The 16,382-nt window shown below is 61.7% G+C and carries 18 protein-coding genes; 9 read left to right on the top strand and 9 right to left on the bottom strand.

Annotated features, from left to right (window positions below; genetic code table 11):
* Window positions 1–12 precede the first annotated feature (12 nt).
* The 7 genes from lepB (at window position 13) to acpS (ending at window position 5,091) form a co-directional block, all read left to right on the top strand.
* On the top strand, window positions 13–978 hold the full coding sequence (gene lepB, locus HZ993_RS08235) for a signal peptidase I (RefSeq protein ID WP_209396924.1): 966 nt from the start codon (window positions 13–15) through the stop codon (window positions 976–978).
* A gap of 13 nt (window positions 979–991) precedes the next feature.
* On the top strand, window positions 992–1,345 hold the full coding sequence (locus HZ993_RS08230) for a DUF4845 domain-containing protein (RefSeq protein ID WP_209396922.1): 354 nt from the start codon (window positions 992–994) through the stop codon (window positions 1,343–1,345).
* Between the two features lies 1 nt (window position 1,346).
* Window positions 1,347–2,033: a ribonuclease III gene (gene rnc, locus HZ993_RS08225; RefSeq protein WP_209396920.1), complete on the top strand. Its 687-nt coding sequence runs from the start codon at window positions 1,347–1,349 to the stop codon at window positions 2,031–2,033.
* Window positions 2,034–2,128: 95 nt separating this feature from the next.
* A complete protein-coding gene (era, locus tag HZ993_RS08220) occupies window positions 2,129–3,091 on the top strand; it encodes a GTPase Era (RefSeq protein WP_371816973.1) in 963 nt (320 codons plus the stop codon).
* Window positions 3,092–3,841: a DNA repair protein RecO gene (recO, locus tag HZ993_RS08215; protein WP_209396918.1), complete on the top strand. Its 750-nt coding sequence runs from the start codon at window positions 3,092–3,094 to the stop codon at window positions 3,839–3,841.
* Between the two features lie 90 nt (window positions 3,842–3,931).
* Window positions 3,932–4,690, top strand: coding sequence for a pyridoxine 5'-phosphate synthase (locus tag HZ993_RS08210; protein WP_209396916.1), 759 nt, complete (start codon window positions 3,932–3,934; stop codon window positions 4,688–4,690).
* The gene (gene acpS, locus HZ993_RS08205; protein ID WP_209396914.1) at window positions 4,690–5,091 is read left to right on the top strand and encodes a holo-ACP synthase; all 402 of its coding nucleotides are present in this window, start codon (window positions 4,690–4,692) and stop codon (window positions 5,089–5,091) included. Before HZ993_RS08210 ends, acpS begins: the two co-directional genes overlap by 1 nt.
* A gap of 40 nt (window positions 5,092–5,131) precedes the next feature.
* Here the strand turns inward: acpS and HZ993_RS08200 are convergent, their stop codons facing one another.
* From HZ993_RS08200 to HZ993_RS08180, 5 genes are all read right to left on the bottom strand, one after another.
* Window positions 5,132–7,036, bottom strand: coding sequence for an ankyrin repeat domain-containing protein (locus HZ993_RS08200; protein WP_209396912.1), 1,905 nt, complete (start codon window positions 7,034–7,036; stop codon window positions 5,132–5,134).
* 31 nt (window positions 7,037–7,067) lie between these two features.
* Entirely contained in the window at window positions 7,068–8,345 is a 1,278-nt protein-coding gene (gene murA, locus HZ993_RS08195; protein WP_209396910.1) for a UDP-N-acetylglucosamine 1-carboxyvinyltransferase, read from the bottom strand.
* Between the two features lie 115 nt (window positions 8,346–8,460).
* Window positions 8,461–9,774 (bottom strand): adenylate/guanylate cyclase domain-containing protein, encoded by a 1,314-nt coding sequence (locus HZ993_RS08190; RefSeq protein WP_209396908.1) that lies wholly within the window; start codon window positions 9,772–9,774, stop codon window positions 8,461–8,463.
* A 28-nt stretch (window positions 9,775–9,802) separates the two neighbouring features.
* A complete protein-coding gene (locus HZ993_RS08185; protein WP_209396906.1) occupies window positions 9,803–10,837 on the bottom strand; it encodes a nitronate monooxygenase family protein in 1,035 nt (344 codons plus the stop codon).
* Window positions 10,834–11,403, bottom strand: a complete 570-nt coding sequence (locus HZ993_RS08180; RefSeq protein WP_209396904.1) for a GNAT family N-acetyltransferase — start codon at window positions 11,401–11,403, stop codon at window positions 10,834–10,836. The genes HZ993_RS08185 and HZ993_RS08180 overlap by 4 nt, the downstream gene beginning before the upstream one ends.
* A 180-nt stretch (window positions 11,404–11,583) precedes the next feature.
* On the opposite strand from HZ993_RS08180, the gene nagZ reads away from it, so the two are divergent.
* Entirely contained in the window at window positions 11,584–12,690 is a 1,107-nt protein-coding gene (gene nagZ / locus HZ993_RS08175; protein WP_209396902.1) for a beta-N-acetylhexosaminidase, read from the top strand.
* Window position 12,691: 1 nt separating this feature from the next.
* The gene (gene rrtA, locus HZ993_RS08170; RefSeq protein WP_209396900.1) at window positions 12,692–13,348 is read left to right on the top strand and encodes a rhombosortase; all 657 of its coding nucleotides are present in this window, start codon (window positions 12,692–12,694) and stop codon (window positions 13,346–13,348) included.
* Here the strand turns inward: rrtA and HZ993_RS08165 are convergent.
* From HZ993_RS08165 to HZ993_RS08150, 4 genes are all read right to left on the bottom strand, one after another.
* Window positions 13,292–15,271, bottom strand: a complete 1,980-nt coding sequence (locus HZ993_RS08165) for a S8 family serine peptidase (RefSeq protein ID WP_209396898.1) — start codon at window positions 15,269–15,271, stop codon at window positions 13,292–13,294. The genes rrtA and HZ993_RS08165 overlap by 57 nt on opposite strands.
* A 14-nt stretch (window positions 15,272–15,285) precedes the next feature.
* Entirely contained in the window at window positions 15,286–15,684 is a 399-nt protein-coding gene (locus HZ993_RS08160) for a hypothetical protein (RefSeq protein ID WP_209396896.1), read from the bottom strand.
* 37 nt (window positions 15,685–15,721) lie between these two features.
* Window positions 15,722–15,949, bottom strand: coding sequence for a hypothetical protein (locus HZ993_RS08155; RefSeq protein ID WP_209396894.1), 228 nt, complete (start codon window positions 15,947–15,949; stop codon window positions 15,722–15,724).
* 137 nt (window positions 15,950–16,086) lie between these two features.
* The gene (locus HZ993_RS08150) at window positions 16,087–16,377 is read right to left on the bottom strand and encodes a hypothetical protein (protein WP_209396892.1); all 291 of its coding nucleotides are present in this window, start codon (window positions 16,375–16,377) and stop codon (window positions 16,087–16,089) included.
* Window positions 16,378–16,382: the final 5 nt, after the last annotated feature.

Below are 16,382 nucleotides of genomic sequence, written 5' to 3'. Positions count from 1 at the left end.
GGGAACTAACTGATGCAGGCGCTGACCTCTGCCGTGCTGGCGGCTTTTGTGCTGTACGCCGGTTCCTGGTATTTCGGGTATGTGGAAGGCAACTTTGCCTTGCTGCTGTTTGTGGCAACCGTGGTCACTGGCGCTTATTGGCTGGCTGAACGGTTCTACTTTTTGCCACAACGGCAAACCGCCGCAGCGGTGCTGGAAGCTTCGGACGCCAAACGGCGCGAAGATCTGGGCAAGATGGGCATCAAACAGGTTGATGGTGATATTGCAGAAGCCAAGAGTCGCCTGTTGGCACAGCCTTGGTGGCTGGATTGGACCGCTGGTTTGTTCCCCGTCATCATCGCCGTCTTCTTCCTGCGCTCGTTTCTCGTAGAGCCGTTCAAGATTCCGTCGGGCTCCATGATCCCCACACTGCTGGTCGGCGACCTGATCCTGGTGAATAAATTTACCTATGGCCTGCGCCTGCCGGTGCTCAACACCAAAATCACGGAAGGCAGCGCACCCAAACGTGGCGACGTCATGGTGTTCCGCTATCCACCCAAGCCCAGTCTGGACTACATCAAGCGTGTGGTGGGGTTGCCGGGGGATACCGTTCAGTACATCAACAAGCGTTTGACGGTTAACGGCCAATCCGTTGTCACCACGGGTGTGCCTGATTTTTTTGATGAAGACGTCATGCGTTACTTCAAGCAGTATGAAGAGACGCTGGGTGACAAAAAGCATAAGGTCCTTAATGATGAGGAACGCCCGGCTTTTGTGCCTGGTGTGGAGAACTTTGCCGGCCGTGATGCCTGCCTGTATTCCGTGGAGGGTGTGCGCTGCAAGGTACCGGAAGGTCACTATTTCATGATGGGTGACAATCGCGATAATTCACTGGATTCGCGCTATTGGGGCTTTGTTCCAGAGAAAAATATTGTGGGCAAGGCTTTTTTTGTCTGGATGAATTTCAGCAATCCCAAGCGTATCGGTTCGTTTGATTGAAAGGAAAGTACACATGAGAGTGCAAAGCAGATCCAAGCAACGCGGCATTACTTTTTTTGGTTTGGTTTTTGTGGGTGTGGTGTTGGCCGTGACCGGTGTGGTCGCAGCGCAAGTCTTCCCGACATTTGTAGAGTACCAAGCCATCAAGAAGGCAGCAAGGAAATCGGCTGAAGGTACTTCAGTGGTGGAAGTTCGCGCTGCGTTTGACCGTATGCAAGCGATTGACGATTTCAAAGCCATTAGTGGTAAAGATCTTGAAATCACCAAAGAGGGAGACAAAGTGGTGGTCAGTTTTGCCTACGAGCGTGAAATTCACTTGACAGGCCCCGCCTGGTTAACGTTGAAGTACGCCGGCAACTCTAAATAGCGTGGCATCTGGTTTACTGGAGTTGCAGCGTCGCCTGCAACATGAATTTACCAATGCTGCGCTGCTGACCCAGGCACTGACCCACCGCAGCTTCTCCGCCGACCATTACGAGCGCCTGGAGTTCCTGGGCGACTCGGTGCTGAATCTGGCAGTCTCCGATCTTCTCTACACCCGCCTGGGCAATTTGCCTGAGGGTGATTTGTCCCGTGTGCGGGCCAATCTGGTCAAGCAGGAAACCTTGCACCAGTTGGCGGTCGGTTTGGGCTTGCCAGACGTCATGCGCCTGGGCGAGGGCGAAGTCCGCTCCGGTGGGCAGAAGCGCCCCTCCATCCTGGCCGATACGCTGGAAGCCATCATTGGCGCCGTCTACCTGGATAGCGGATTTGCCGCGGCCCAGACCCTGGTGCAGAGGCTGTTCAAGGACGTAGAGATCAACCCCGGCATGGAGGCCATTGGCAAGGATGCCAAAACCGAGTTGCAAGAGTGGCTCCAGGGTCGCAAAATGAAGCTGCCGCTGTACAAGGTGGTTGCCACCATCGGTGCGGCGCACAAACAAAGCTTCGACGTGGAGTGTGAAATTCCCGAACTGCGCCTGTCCGAACGGGGCATAGGTGGTTCCCGCCGATCCGGCGAACAGGCTGCAGCTGCCGCGATGCTGCTCACCATCAAGGCAAAAGTCAAACCATGACATCCAAAAAAACATCTACTATAAAAACCATAGCGCCTCATGGAAATTCTGCGGGGGCTGGCGGCACAAATGACCAACAGTCTGATCTGGACAGCATGCTCGAAGGCGTGCTTAAAAGCACACCCAAGCTGGCGCAGCCCGGCGCTGCAGCCGAGATGGGTCAGCGCTGCGGCCTGGTCGCCATCGTCGGGAAACCCAATGTCGGCAAGTCCACGCTGCTCAACGCCCTGGTCGGCCAGAAAATCAGCATCACGTCGCGCAAGGCGCAGACCACGCGCCACCGCATCACCGGCATGCACACCCGCGGCGCTACACAGTTTGTGTTTGTGGACACGCCCGGCTTTCAGACCCTGCATGCCAATGCGCTGAACAAGTCGCTGAACAAGACCGTACAAGGCGCGGTGGCCGATGTCGACCTGATATTGTTTGTGGTGGAGGCGGGAAGCTTCACGCCGGCCGATGCCCGCGTGTTGTCGCTGTTGGGTAAGAACATTCCCACGCTGCTGATCGCCAACAAGCTGGACAACATCCACCGCCGTGGCGATATCGCGCCCTGGCTGCAAACCATGCAGGACAAACACACATTCGCCGAGTTTGTGCCAATGTCGGCCAAGAACGCCAAGGACGTGGACCGACTGCTGGGCATCTGCGAAAAATTCCTGCCCGAACAGGCCTGGTGGTATGCCGAAGACGAACTGACCGACCGCAGCGAAAAATTCCTGGCCAGCGAACTGGTGCGCGAGAAGCTGTTCCGCCTGACGGGCGACGAACTGCCCTACACCTCCACGGTTGTCATCGACAAGTTCGAAGAAGAGCCCCCCCAGAAGAAAGGCCAGAAGCGTTTGCTGCGTATTGCCGCCACCATCGTCGTCGAGCGCGACACCCACAAGGCCATGGTCATTGGTGACAAGGGTGAACGTATCAAACGCATCGGCATGGAAACCCGCGTCGAACTGGAAAAGCTGGCCGATGCCAAGGTTTTCATTGAGTTGTGGGTCAAGGTGCGATCCGGTTGGGCAGACGATGAAGCCCGCGTCCGTTCCTTTGGCTATGAATAAGTGGCTACCAAGCGCATAGCCGACGAGCCCGCGTATGTGCTGCACCGCTACGACTGGAGCGAGTCCAGCCTGATACTGGAGGTCTTTACCCGCCACTATGGCCGCATCGCGCTGGTGGCCAAGGGGGCCAAGCGGCCCAGTTCCAGCTTCCGCCCCGTCTTGCTGCCGCTGCAGATGCTGCATGTGGCCTATGGCGGTGATGCCGAAATCCGCACCCTCAAGAGCGCCGAATGGCAGGGTGGGCATGTCATGCCCACTGGTGATGCGCTGCTGTCGGGCTACTACCTGAATGAATTGTTGCTGACCCTGCTAGCGCGGGACGACCCGCACCCCCGGTTGTTCGATGTCTACGCGAACGTGGTGCGTGTGCTGGCCAGCGAACACGGCGAGGCACTCCAGGCCGCACTGCGCACCTACGAGCTGCTGCTGCTTCGCGAAATCGGTCTGTTGCCACAGTTGAATGCCCAAACCATGACGCTGGGCGCGCTGGCTGCCGATACCGCTTATTGCCTGGTGCCAGAAGGTGGCTTGCGCCAGGCCCATGGCGATGACCGGGCCAGCCTGAGCGGTGCGCAGTGGACAGCTCTGCAGGCCGCGCTGGCAGACAACGCGCCGTTCACCACAACTTTGCGCGCCTGCTCCGAGGTCACCACCGAACTCAAGCCCCAGCTGCGGGCTCTGCTGCACTACCATTGTGGTGTCAAAACCTTGCGCACCCGCCAGATGATGGTGGACATTCAATCTTTATAGCAATATGGCCCCCACGCTTGTCACTTCGTGTACGACGCTGCCCCCCAAGGGGGCGAGTTTTGCCTTGGGGCGGCCCGGCGGCAAAACACTATGACCCCCAAACCCCGCACCAACCTATCGGTCAACGTCAACAAGGTCGCCCACCTGCGCAACACGCGCCACCTGGGTATTCCCAGCGTGACCCGGGCCGCCTTGCTGTGCCTGCAAGCCGGCGCGGCGGGCATCACGGTGCACCCGCGGCCGGATGCGCGCCATATCCGCGCCGACGACGTGGTGGAACTGGCCACGCTGATGCAGGACTGGCCGGACCGCGAATACAACGTCGAGGGCAACCCCTTCCACAACCTGATGGACTGTGTGGCCGACCTCGTGGCGCGCAAGCTGCCGGTGCACCAGGTCACCTTTGTGCCCGATTCCGAAGGCCAGTTCACCAGTGACCACGGCTGGAGCTTCCCGCAGGATGCCGCGCGTTTGAAGCCACTGATTGACCAGGCGCACGCCTTGGGCATACGCGTCAGCCTCTTCATGGATGCGGATGTAGCCGCGATGCCTGCCGCCCGGGCCGTGGGCGCCGACCGCATCGAGCTCTACACCGAACCCTATGCCGCGGCCTGGGGCACACCTGACCAGGATGCACAGCTGCGGCGATTCGCGCAGGCCGCCCAGGCCGCGCTGGATGCAGGCTTGGGCGTCAACGCCGGCCACGACCTGAACCGCGACAACCTGCCTGCCTTCGCCCGCGCTGTACAGGGACTGGATGAGGTGTCCATAGGCCACGCGCTGATTGCCGACGCGCTGGAGCTGGGCTATACCGCCACCGTCAAGGCCTATCTGGATTGTTTGGTCTGATGATCTACGGCATAGGCACCGACATCTGCGACGTGCGCCGCATCAAGGCCAGTCTGGACAAACACGGCGACCGCTTCGCATTGAAGATCCTCAGCGAAGGGGAATTCAAGACCTGGAAGGCGCGCAGCGCCCGCTGGCCCGAGCGCGGCATCCGTTTCCTGGCAACGCGCTTCTCAGCCAAGGAGGCTTTCAGCAAGGCCATCGGCCTGGGCATGCGCATGCCCATGACCTGGCGGCTGTGTGAAGTGGCCAAGCTGCCCAGCGGCGCGCCCACCATCGTGCTGCACGGCGTGCTGAAGGAATGGTTTGACGCCAAACAGCTCAGTGCCCACATCAGCGTGACGGACGAGACCGACTACGCGGCCAGCTTCTGCGTGGTCGAGACCCAGCTCCAGGCCTAGGCCACGATAGACGGCCCGCGCCACTGTCCACACAGCGGAGCTACTCTGCACAGACCGTGGCCTGGATCTCGGCGTTGCGCTTAAAAAACTTCGCCCAATCACAGGCATTCTGGCCCTGGTTGTCTTGGAGCAACCGGTCGGCACCCAGCTGCACAAAGGCTTGCACGGTCGCAGCACTGCCAAACTGCACGGCCGTTTGCAGGGCTGTCTGTTTCCGGTAGGCCGGGGTGCGCTCGTTGATGTCGGCGCCCGCGCGGACCAGTTCCGCGATCGACTCCGTGGCGCTTTCATACGCCGCAATATGCATGGGCGTCCAGCCGGTCGGGTCGTTGGTGGTTGGTTCTGCGCCGGCCTGGATCAGGCGGTGGACAGCGGCCGCCGCGTCCGTGCGCAATGCCTGCGTGAGTGCGGTCACGATTTGCCCCTGTTCGTTGGTCTTTCGGGCATTCACATTTGCGCCGGTGGCCAATAGCCGCTCGACCATCGCTACGTCATTACTCGCCGCCGCATAACCCAGGGCCGTGCGGCCGGCGTCTTCCGCGCTATGCGCGTCGGCACGGGCACCGGCGGCCAGCAGCAGCGTGGCCGTGTCGAAGTTTTCGGTCTTGAGCGCTTCCAGCAGCAGACCATCCTTGTCTTGTATTGCAGCACCGCGCAGGCGCTCGCCGCAACCCGCGCGTACCAGTTCCAGTTCACCCTTTACCTGTTCACAAGGATCGCTGGCCCCGCGCGCCTTGGCCAGGGCACGGTGCAGATTGAGGTAGGGGCCGTGCTCCGGGTAGACCGTGGAGCCACCCGCCGAGCGGATCTGCAGTTTGAGCCGCACACCGTGTGTCTCCACGGCCGCAGGTAGGGGCATGCGGATCTCAACACCCTTTTTCTGTGGCGGCAGACTCCAGCGCGTGACCTCCCGCAGATTGGCGTTCACGGCAATCGAGCCACTCTGCGCGAGCGTGGAAAAATTCTTCTCTCCGTCTTGCGAGAGCAAGAGACTCACCGATTCAACTTCACACACGCGGCTGTCCGCCTCGCAGGCACCCACGGGTTGCACGTCCAGCGATTCAACCTGCACGATAAGCACGCCCTGGGCCACGTGCGCCTTGCCCACCAGCCGGCCGCGCAACGCCCAATCGTTGACCAGGTAATTGGTGACCCGGATGTCAAACGCTTCGGTGTCGACGCCAGTGGTCTCGGCACCTGCACCGATCAGGGCCTTGGCACGCGTCCACACATTCAGGTCCAGAAAAAACGAAAACTGCGCCACCAGCGCCAGCGCAATCAAGCCCCAGCCCCATGGAGCCCACCGCTTGCGGATGGCCGCCACTTGTTCTGGCGTGTATGTGGGTTTTTTGTTGCCAAGGTTGCGGGTGTCACGCGGTGCAAACTGCAACTCGCTTTCGCGGGCCTTGCGCGTCTTCAAGTCGAAGGTCCATTCCACGCCGTCTGCCCGCAAGGTCAGTGTCATGCTGTACGCCATGTCACGGTCGGACGCCGCGGTGCTGGGCATGTCACTGGGCAGGGTCACCTCCGCCCGGATGTGGTGGGCGTCTACAGCCCTGGCGGGGTAGTCCTGGCTCCAGACCAAGCCAAACCCGCTTTGGTTGCGCGCTGACGACTCCAGCTTTGCTTCTACCTGCCATTGGTTTGCGGTGATGGACCGGTCGATCTGAAACTCTACCGTCACCGGCACACCATGCGGCACCGGGTCCTGGGACAGTTTCAGGCGGGCGCCGCCCCCTTTGAGACGCTGGCGCCATAGGTACAGCGCACCCCAGGTCACCCCCACCCCCGCCAACACAAACAGTGCCTTGAACCAAAACGGAATATCGCCCGTGGGGACCATCAGCTTGAGCACGATGGTGTCCCACACGATGGCGAACACGGTTAGAGCCTCTGCGCCTTTTCCGGCGCGGGTGCGGGTCTGTGAGCGTTCGGACTTTGTCACGGGGTGTGGACGGGCGGGACTACCGGCAACATCAACCCTTGCGCGTGATCCGAGCGCCCAGGCTCAGCAGCTTTTCTTCGACACGCTCATAACCGCGCTCGATCATGTTGGCGTTTTGTACCGTCGACTTGCCGGTGGCGCACAGGGCCGCACCCAGCAATGCCATGCCTGCACGGATGTCGGGGGAGCTCATGGTGGTGCCCCGTAGTTTGGAGCGCCCGCTGATGACTACACGGTGGGGGTCACACACGATGGCGTTGGCGCCCATGCCAATCAGGCGGTCCACAAAATACAGGCGCGACTCAAACATCTTTTCGAAGAACAACACATTACCCTCCACCTGCGTGGCCAGCGTGATCATGCAGCTCATCTGATCGCTGGCAAACTGGGGCCAGGGGCCGTCGCCAATCACCGGCATGGTGCCGTCGTTGTCGCGCAGGATGCGCAGCTCCTGGTTCGGCGGAAGGTAGATGTGGTCTTTGTACAGCTCGATCTTGACGCCCAGCGTCTCAAAGACGCGGTGGCACATCCAGTAGGCGTGCAGGTCGGTGCCCTCAACCCGGATCTCGCCACCGGTTGCGGCGGCCAGGGCCAGGTAAGACGCCGCTTCAATATGGTCGTGGCACACCATGTGTGTAGTGCCGTGCAGTGATGGCACACCCTCGACGCTGAGCTGGTTGGTGCCGATGCCGCTGATCTTGGCGCCCATGGCGTTGAGCATCACCGCCAGGTCTTGCACATGCGGCTCGCAGGCAGCATTGCGGATCAGCGTGTGGCCTTCGCTCACTGCGGCGGCCATCATGATGTGTTCGGTACCCGTGACAGAAGGCTCGTCAAAAAAGAGTTCGGCACCCCGCAGCCGGTTGGGCACCGCAAAGTCGTAACTGCCGTTGGAAGCTAGCACCGCGCCCAGCTTCTGCAGGCCGTAGAAATGCGTGTCCAGGCGGCGGCGGCCAATCACGTCGCCACCGGGCGGGTACAGCTTGGCTTTGCCGGTCCGGTGCAGCAGTGGCGCCACGCACAGGATGGAGGTGCGTACCTTGTTGCACAGCTCGCGGCTGATCTCGCTGCCGTTGATCTGCGCCATGTGGATGCTGACCCGCTGGCCACTGCGCTCGACCTTGCCGCCCAGCGCAACCAGGACGTCCAACATATGGCGCACGTCTATGATGTCGGGCACGTTGTCCAGCACCATCTCCTGGTCGGTCAGTATGCAGGCCGCAATCATCGGCAATATGGCGTTTTTGTTGCCCGAGGCACGCACGGTACCGCGCAGCGGAATACCGCCTTCAATTTCAAAAGTTGACATGGTGGTGGTGGGTAGATGCAGTATGTGGCCGCAGGCTGGGCAGAAAGCTGCGTGCCAGGCTGGGTGGGGCCTGATTTTGCCATGCCCTGGGCCGGAAATCGCCCCCCAATCGCGGTCAATACCCCGTCGCAGTGCCGGCCCCGCGCCGCCCCAGCAGCGCAAACGACGGCGTCTTGCCCATGCCTTTCAGATCTACGTCCTCACCTTGCTCAATGACAAAGGTATCGCGCAGTCGCCAGTAGGCCTGCTCGGAGATATGGATGGCGCCGCTGCGAGCACTGGCCTCCAGCCGGCTGGCCAGGTTGACGGCGTCACCCCAGCAGTCAAAGGCCGGGCGTGCGCTGCCGATGACGCCGGCCACCACCGGGCCAATGTGCAGGCCTATGCGCACATGCATGTCAAAGTCGTTACGGTCGGACATGCGGGCCACGATCTCGCGGATGCCGATGGCAAAGTCGGCGGCCCGTTCCGCCTGGCCCTCCTTGTCCTTGCCGACACCGGAGATTGCCATGTAGGCATCGCCAATGGTCTTGATCTTTTCAATCTGGAACTTCGCCGCCAACTGGTCGAATTCGGAGAACAACTGGTTCAATGTTTCAACCAAGTGATTGGGCGACAGCTTGCGCGCCAGATGGGTAAAACCTACCAGGTCGGCAAAGACGATGCTGACCTCTCCATACGAATCGGCAATCACTTTCTCGCCGAGGTTGATGCGCCGAACGATGTCGTCGGGCAGCATGGAGTACAGCAGCTCCTCCACCTTACGCTTGGCGGCGCGCAGCTCGTCCTCGACGACAAACTTGCGGCGCATGTCGCGCTCGCGGTGGAAGGCGGCAAACAGGCCCATCAGCGCAGCGGACACTACACACAAGTTGTTGATGCCAAACATGCCGGCCTGTGTGTTGGCATACCACTGGCCCAGGTTGAAGGCCACCAGTGTGGCAACGCTGTACAGCAGGTAAAACACAAAGCGCACCCGCAGCAGCATGAAGGTGAACAGCGTGACCAGCACAATACCCACGCTGCCGTAGTTCATGCCATCGGTCAGTATGCAGTAGATGACGGTCAGGCCCATATTGGCCAGTGTCAGCGTTGTGATGACCAGCCATTCGTGGGCCTTGCGCATGCGGTCCAGTTGCAGCAGGCCTATGCAGACCAGACCCATGGGTGCAAAGACCAGGCCGCGTATGGCCTGTGTGTAGCCGTAGTTCACCGGGTCGATGATGCGGTCCCACAGAAAGAAGATGTAGTACAGCATGATCCCCAGGAAGATCGAGAGCTGGTGAAACTGCCGGTAGTCCTCTACATACTCCTTGGCGAACCTTTGTTCCTCCGCAGGATTGTCGAACTGCAGGCCCTGGGCTTGCAAGAGGCCGGGCCAGCCCTTGGTCGGTGTTCCGTGGTTCGCGTCGTCCTGGTGATCTTGCATGCGCCAATCCCCTGTGTACCACGCGATGCTAGACCCCAGCCAACTCCCGCGTCAACTGCGCAGCCGGTACCGCCTTGCAGCCACTGGCGTTCTGGCCCGACCACAGGGGCGAAAAATCCCCCAGGCCCGAAGCCTCGGCCTTGGTCCGCAGCGGGGCGATGGCCGTGGTGGCCTGCGGGAAATGTGGTGCCGCCGGGTTGATGGCACCCAGCTCCCGCATCACGCGGTTGACAATGCCGCGCGCCGGCCGCCCGGTGAACAGGTTGGTCAGCGCCGTGTGGCGGGCTGCGTCGCTCTGTAATGCGGCGCGGTGCAGGCTACTGGTGGTGGCTTCGGGGCACAACATGTAGGCTGTGCCAACCTGTACGGCCGCGGCCCCCATGGCCAGTGCGGCGGACACACCTTTGGCATCTGCAATGCCGCCCGCAGCAATCACAGGAACCTGCAATGCGCGCACCATTTGCGGCAGCAGGGCATAGGTGCCCATTTGCTGGCTGAGGTCGTCACTGAGGAAATGCCCGCGGTGGCCACCGGCTTCCAGGCCCTGGGCGATGACGGCGTCCACACCCTGGGCCTGCAGCCACAGGCCTTCTTCCACCGTGGTGGCCGAACACAACACCTTGGCGCCCCAGCCGCGCACGCGCGCCAGCAGGATTGCATTGGGCAGGCCAAAGTGGAAGCTGACCACCGGCGGCGCAAACGGCTCCACTACGTCGCACACTTCGGTGTTGAAGGGCATGCGGCCCACTCCGGGCGCAATCGCCGTGGGGTCAATGCCGTATTCGGCGTAGTAGAGTGTCAACGTGCTGCGCCAGGCGGCCTCGCGGTGGGCATCGGGTGCGGGTGGTGTGTGGCAAAAGAAATTGACATTGAAGGGCTTGTCGGTCTGGGCGCGGATAGTACTCAGCTCTTGGCGCAGCACTTCCAGTGTCAGCATGGCGGCGGGCAGGGAGCCCAGTCCGCCGGCGTTGGACACGGCGATGGCCATGGCACTGGTCTGTATGCCGGCCATGGGCGCCTGGATGATTGGGAGTTCTATGCCCAGGTGTTGTTGCAGTGTCATGGTGTGGTGGCTCCAGAGAGGGGTGGTCGTTCGTTGCGCAGCAGCGCGTATTGCAGGAGATCGCGGTATTCGCCCAACCAGAAACCGGCCTGGCGCGACAGCCCTTCGCGTACAAAGCCCAGCGCTTCCAGCCGTTTGATGGACGGGGTGTTGTGCGGGTGCACCTGGGCCTCGACCCGGTTCAGGGCCATGTGTTCAAAACCCCAGTCCAGCATGCTGTTCAGCGCCTCGTGCATCAGGCCCTGGCCCCAGGCGGCCGGTGCCAGTTCATAACCTATGGCGCAGCTGCGCCAGTTGCGGTTCCACCTGAACAGACCACAGGTGCCCAACAGTTGCCCGTTGGCCCGGTCGGTGATGCCCCAGCGCGTGCCGGGGTTGGGCAGCTTGCGCCAGCTGGCAAACATCTCGACCAGTTTTTCGGCATCCTGCAGGGTCTGCAGAGGGTCTGCGCCAAACCAGCGCATGGCTTCGGTGTTGCTGTGGATGGCGAAGAGTGCGGGGACGTCGGCGGCTACGATTTCGCGCAGGTGCAGGCGGGGTGTGGTCAGCGCGGGGAAGTCACGCATGGAAGTCAGTGGTGCCAATGTGTGTGTGGGATGTGTCTGCGTAGTGTGCCGCAGGTCGTTTGACCCGACGCAGAGGTGTGTTTTACCCAAAGACTCTAAGCCAAAATGGCCTGTAGCCCCCGTACAATATAAACCTATAGCTACTGAATTAATAGCAAGCCACCACCCGGCACACACACCATGACCTTCCACGCACCCCTCATCATCGATATTGCAGGCCTCACGTTGACGCCCGCGGACCGCAAGCGGCTGAAGCACCCCCTGGTGGGTGGGCTGATTTTGTTCGCACGCAACTGGCAAGACCGCGCCCAGCTTACGGCCCTGTGTGCCGACATCAAAAAGATACGCAGCGATCTGCTGATCTGTGTGGACCACGAGGGTGGCCGGGTGCAGCGTTTCAAGACCGATGGCTTCACCCACCTGCCGCCCATGCGCGCGCTGGGTGAGATGTGGATGCAGCCGCCCAAGGCGGGTGCTGACGCCAAAGGCCACGCCGGTCCGATGGACGCTACCAATGCTGCCACCGCCTGCGGCTACGTAATGGGCGCCGAGTTACGCGCCTGCGGTGTGGACCTGAGCTTCACGCCGGTGCTCGACCTGGACTACGGTGGCAGCAGTGTCATCGGTGACCGCGCCTTTGCCCGCGACCCGCGGGTGGTCAGCCTGCTGGCCAAGAGTCTGATGCAGGGCATGCTGCAAAGCGGCATGGCCAACTGCGGCAAACATTTTCCCGGGCACGGCTTTGTGGCTGCGGATTCCCACACTGCCATCCCCGTGGACAAACGCAGCCTCAAAGCGATTCTGGCCGACGATGCCGCGCCCTACCGCTGGCTCAACACCGTGACCCTGAGTGTGATGCCCGCCCATGTGATCTACCCCAAGGTGGATGCGCGGCCGGCGGGTTTCTCCAGCATCTGGCTGAACGACATCCTGCGTGGCCAGTTGGGTTTTGGTGGCGCCATCTTTAGCGATGATTTGTCCATGGCCGGTGCGCGGGTTGTGGATGGCCAGCCAGTCAGCTTCACGCAGGCCGCCCTGGCTGCGCTGGCGGCGGGTTGCGACATGGTCTTGTTGTGCAACCAGTCGCTGGCCAGCAGCGAAGGGGGTGGCAAAGGTATTGACGCGGTGTTGGACGGGCTGACCGAAGCCCAGGTCAAAGGCCAGTGGCAGCCCAGCGACGCGGGTGAGCTGCGCCGCCGTGCGCTGCTGCCAGCCACCCCGGCCGTGGAGTGGGACGCCCTGATGGTGCAGCCAGCCTATATGCACGCGCTGGACTGGATTGCCTGATATGGCTGTGCGCCACAGTCTGTGGAGCGGGGCTGGGCTGTGGTCGCTGGGCTTCGTGGTGGTGACGCTGGGTCTGCAATGGCTGCCGGGCGCTGCCGAAAACTTGCAGTTTGTGCGCCCTACTTATGTAGCGGGTGCGTGGTGGCAACTGTTCACCGCCCAATGGGTCCACATGGGCACCTTACACGCGGCCGCCAATGCGCTGGGCCTGGTGGTCTTGCTGCGGGTATTCCAGGGGCTGATCAGCGGGCACCTGCAAGTGGTGGCTCTGCTGGGGGGGTATGCCGGTGTGGCGGTGGTGCTGGCGCTGGACCCCCATTGCACGGTGTATGCCGGCGCATCGGGTGCCTTGCATGGTCTGCTGGCAGGTAGCGCCTGTGCGTTGCTGGCGTCGCCCCCGCAGTTGCCCATGACACGTCAGCGCATGCACATACTGGCCTGCTGTGTGTTGTTGGGGCTGGCGGCCAAGCTGCTGGTGCAGCACTTTGGTACGTCCCCCACCCAGGCTGGCTGGCTGGGTTTTGCAACCTATTACCCGGCCCACGAGGCCGGGGCTGTGGGTGGCCTGCTGGCCGTGGTGTGCGCGGCGTGGCTGCTGCCCTTAGCTGCGCGTGGGTTGCGGCGGGGCAGTCCGGCGGACCCAGGCACTGGCGGCTAACAACAGCAGACCAGCCACCATATCCATCCAACCCATGGCGCCCCCACCGCCGCCGCCACTGTTGGTAATGGGTGTCAGCGTGAGCGGCGGCGTGGGGGTTACCGCTGGTGGTGTGGGCTCTACCGGCGCCACCGGTGCAACCGGTATCGCCGTGGTCACCGAAATCTTCACCGTGATGCTGGCACCCAGAGTGGCGCCATCGGTGGGCTGGATTACAAAGTTGTAGTCACCCGCAGGCTGGGCCTTGGGCCAGCTGAAGACGCCGGTGACCGCATTAAAGGTGGCGCCAGCGGGCAGACCGCTGCCGATAAAGGCCACAGCGTCACCGTCGGCGTCACTCGCCGTGGCGGTGAACTGCAGCGCACCACCTGGCAACACATACTGCTGGGGCAGCGCCGCCATCAGCGGTGCGGCGTTGGCCACGCCCTGTGACTGCAGCACCGAATACACCGCCTTGAAAGCATCCAGCAGGCCCGCACCACACTCGGGCCGGCCAACACAATACGTGCCCGCGGCATAGGGCCTGGCCGACGTGGTGATGTGGGTGATGATTTCGGCCGGGGTGATGCCAGGCTTGATCTGCGCCAGCAACGCTGCCACGCCCGCAACCTGTGGCGCCGAGAAGCTGGTGCCCGTGCGTGCAATAAAGTTATCTGCACCCGGGACTGTGGTACCCGTGTTGCTGAGGGAATAGATGCTGTTCCCCGGCGCGCTGATCAAGGTGCCAGCACCCACATTGGCGTAGTCCGTGTTGGCACCCGTGCTGGTGTGCGCGGTGACGGCCATGACCCCAGGGCAATTGCTGGGCTGGGTGATGGCGTCGGTGGAACCGTCGTTGCCGGTGGAGACTACTATCAGGGTACCCGCCGTAGTGACTGCACGCACGGCGTTTTGGTAGGTTACAGAGCACGCACCGCTGCGGCCAAAACTCATGTTAATAACCTTGGCCGGGTTGGCATTGGCCGGTACACCCGGCACGGCCAGGCCCGCAGCCCACTGCAGGGCCGCAGCGGTGTCGGAGGTGTAGCCACCACACACACCCAGCACCCGCACCGGCAGAACTTTGGCCCGGTAGGCCACACCGATCACCCCTGCATTGTTGTTGCCCACCGCACCGATGATGCCCGCCACATGGGTGCCATGCCACGATGAGTTTTCTACGTCGCACAGGTCTTTCTGCGAGTTCCAGTCGCCCGGGTCCAGCGCATTGGCATCGCGACCATCACCATCGTTGGCGGTGGTGAAGTCAGCGACGCCGTCCTGGCTGACAAAATCGTAGCCCGCCACAATATTGGCCACCAGATCTGCATGGGGTCGGTAGCCCGAGTCCAGCACGGCTACCGTAACACCTGATCCGCTGACGGGTACACCCCCCACGGAGCGCCCCCACGCGTTGGGCAGGTTGGCCCCACCGGCTTGCACAAACGGCGATTGCAGGTTGCCCTGCTGGGCTGCGTAAAACGTGTCATTGGGTACAAAGTGGGAGAACACCCGCTCGTCCACCTCGGCATACTCTACACGCGGGTCCTGGGCCAGGGTTTGGGCCAGTGCGCGCAATGCGGCGTAATCCATGGGAGCACTGGTCTGCGCCACATGGGTGTTGGCTGAGACCGATTTCAGGTACGAAAGGGTTGCACCACCCGCCCTGCTGGACAGAGCGAACGTGTTCAGGCTTTGTACACGTTCCTGCGCCGAGGCCAACTGCATGGCCCCGTTTTTATCGCTATCTACAGTGTTTTTGAACTGCACAATTAACCGGTTCATGCGCTGCCCGGCGCCTGATCGGGCCACGCGCAATTCAGCCTTGGCTGAAGATGAAACAACGGCCGCCGCACGCGTGTTCGCCTGGGCCTGCGCAAACCACGAAGCACCTGCCAATGCGGTGCCTGAGGCAATGGCTACAAGAATTCGATATCCGGACATGACGCTCCCTTTGCTTATTTGGTTGTGGCCCTTGTGTCCAACTCGGCCCGCTGCACCGATGTTAACGCTTGCAGCCGCTGTACCGCAGGTGCCGCGCCGGCAGTGGCGGGCAGCTCCAGCCCGTAGACATGGGTGTCTGCAGATACCGATGTTATGTAGTGCATCGGCACCTGGGCCTGCACCTGCAGGCCTGTTACAAAATTTTCGTCGTCAAAGGCCTGTTGTGTGCCCGACTTGAACTGCAGCACCACCCTCACCGTTGCCATACCCGCCTTGCCGGCGTCTACCTGCAGGTTGGGTGGGGGCAGGGCGTCTGCCGGAAAGGGCGGCAGGTTTTCCGGGCTGCTGGCGCAGGCGGTCAGCAACAGGCTGATAACGGTTGCGCCAAGCGGCACGGTGTAGACATTCTTCAAAGGGCTTCTCCGGGTCAGACGGGGGCGGCAACCAAACCTATGGCGCGCGGTGCAGGCGCGAGCCCTTGAGCGCGTTGATCTGGTCTTGTGTGGCAGCGTCCAGCACCGGGTAACGGGCCAGCAGCTTGGCATTGGTCAACAGGGTGCGCAACTGCTCGACATCGGTGACGGACGGGGCGACTTTGATCTGCGCCAGCGCCGCCTGGGTGTTGCCACCCTGAATCAGCGTGACGATCTTGCTGGCCCAAACATGGGGACGCGACATGGTGGAATCCTTTTCTACTCGTTCTCTGCGGGGCAATCGCTAGGTGCCATTGTGGCACATAGCCCCCGTATTATTTGGTTAGGTCGCTATCAAAATGGTAGCAAATGAAAGGCCTGATTCATCCTCACTGCATAACGTTACGGTTGCACGATGGTTCTGGCCTCCCGAGGCGCTACGTTCCAGTCAAAGGTACCCAGGTATTTGTCCACCACCTTGCGAAAGGCTTGGCGGGCCTTGAGCCGTGCAACAGCCTCGCGCAGTGCGGTCAGCGTGTTGTCATCCGCCGTTTTTTTGGAGAAATGCAGCTCAAAGGTTTGGGTGCTCAGCACCAGGGGTTTGCCCAGTTGCTCACGTTGAATGCCGAGCACATGCGCGTTGTAGTACAGCCCAATGGATGAGCCTATGCCGGCATCAAAGCGGTCATTCATCAACA

The organism is Rhodoferax sp. AJA081-3 (genome assembly GCF_017798165.1).
Taxonomy (GTDB): domain Bacteria; phylum Pseudomonadota; class Gammaproteobacteria; order Burkholderiales; family Burkholderiaceae_C; genus Allorhodoferax.
The sequence above is the reverse complement of the archived record's forward strand: the minus strand, read 5'-3'. Positions and strand labels throughout refer to the sequence as shown.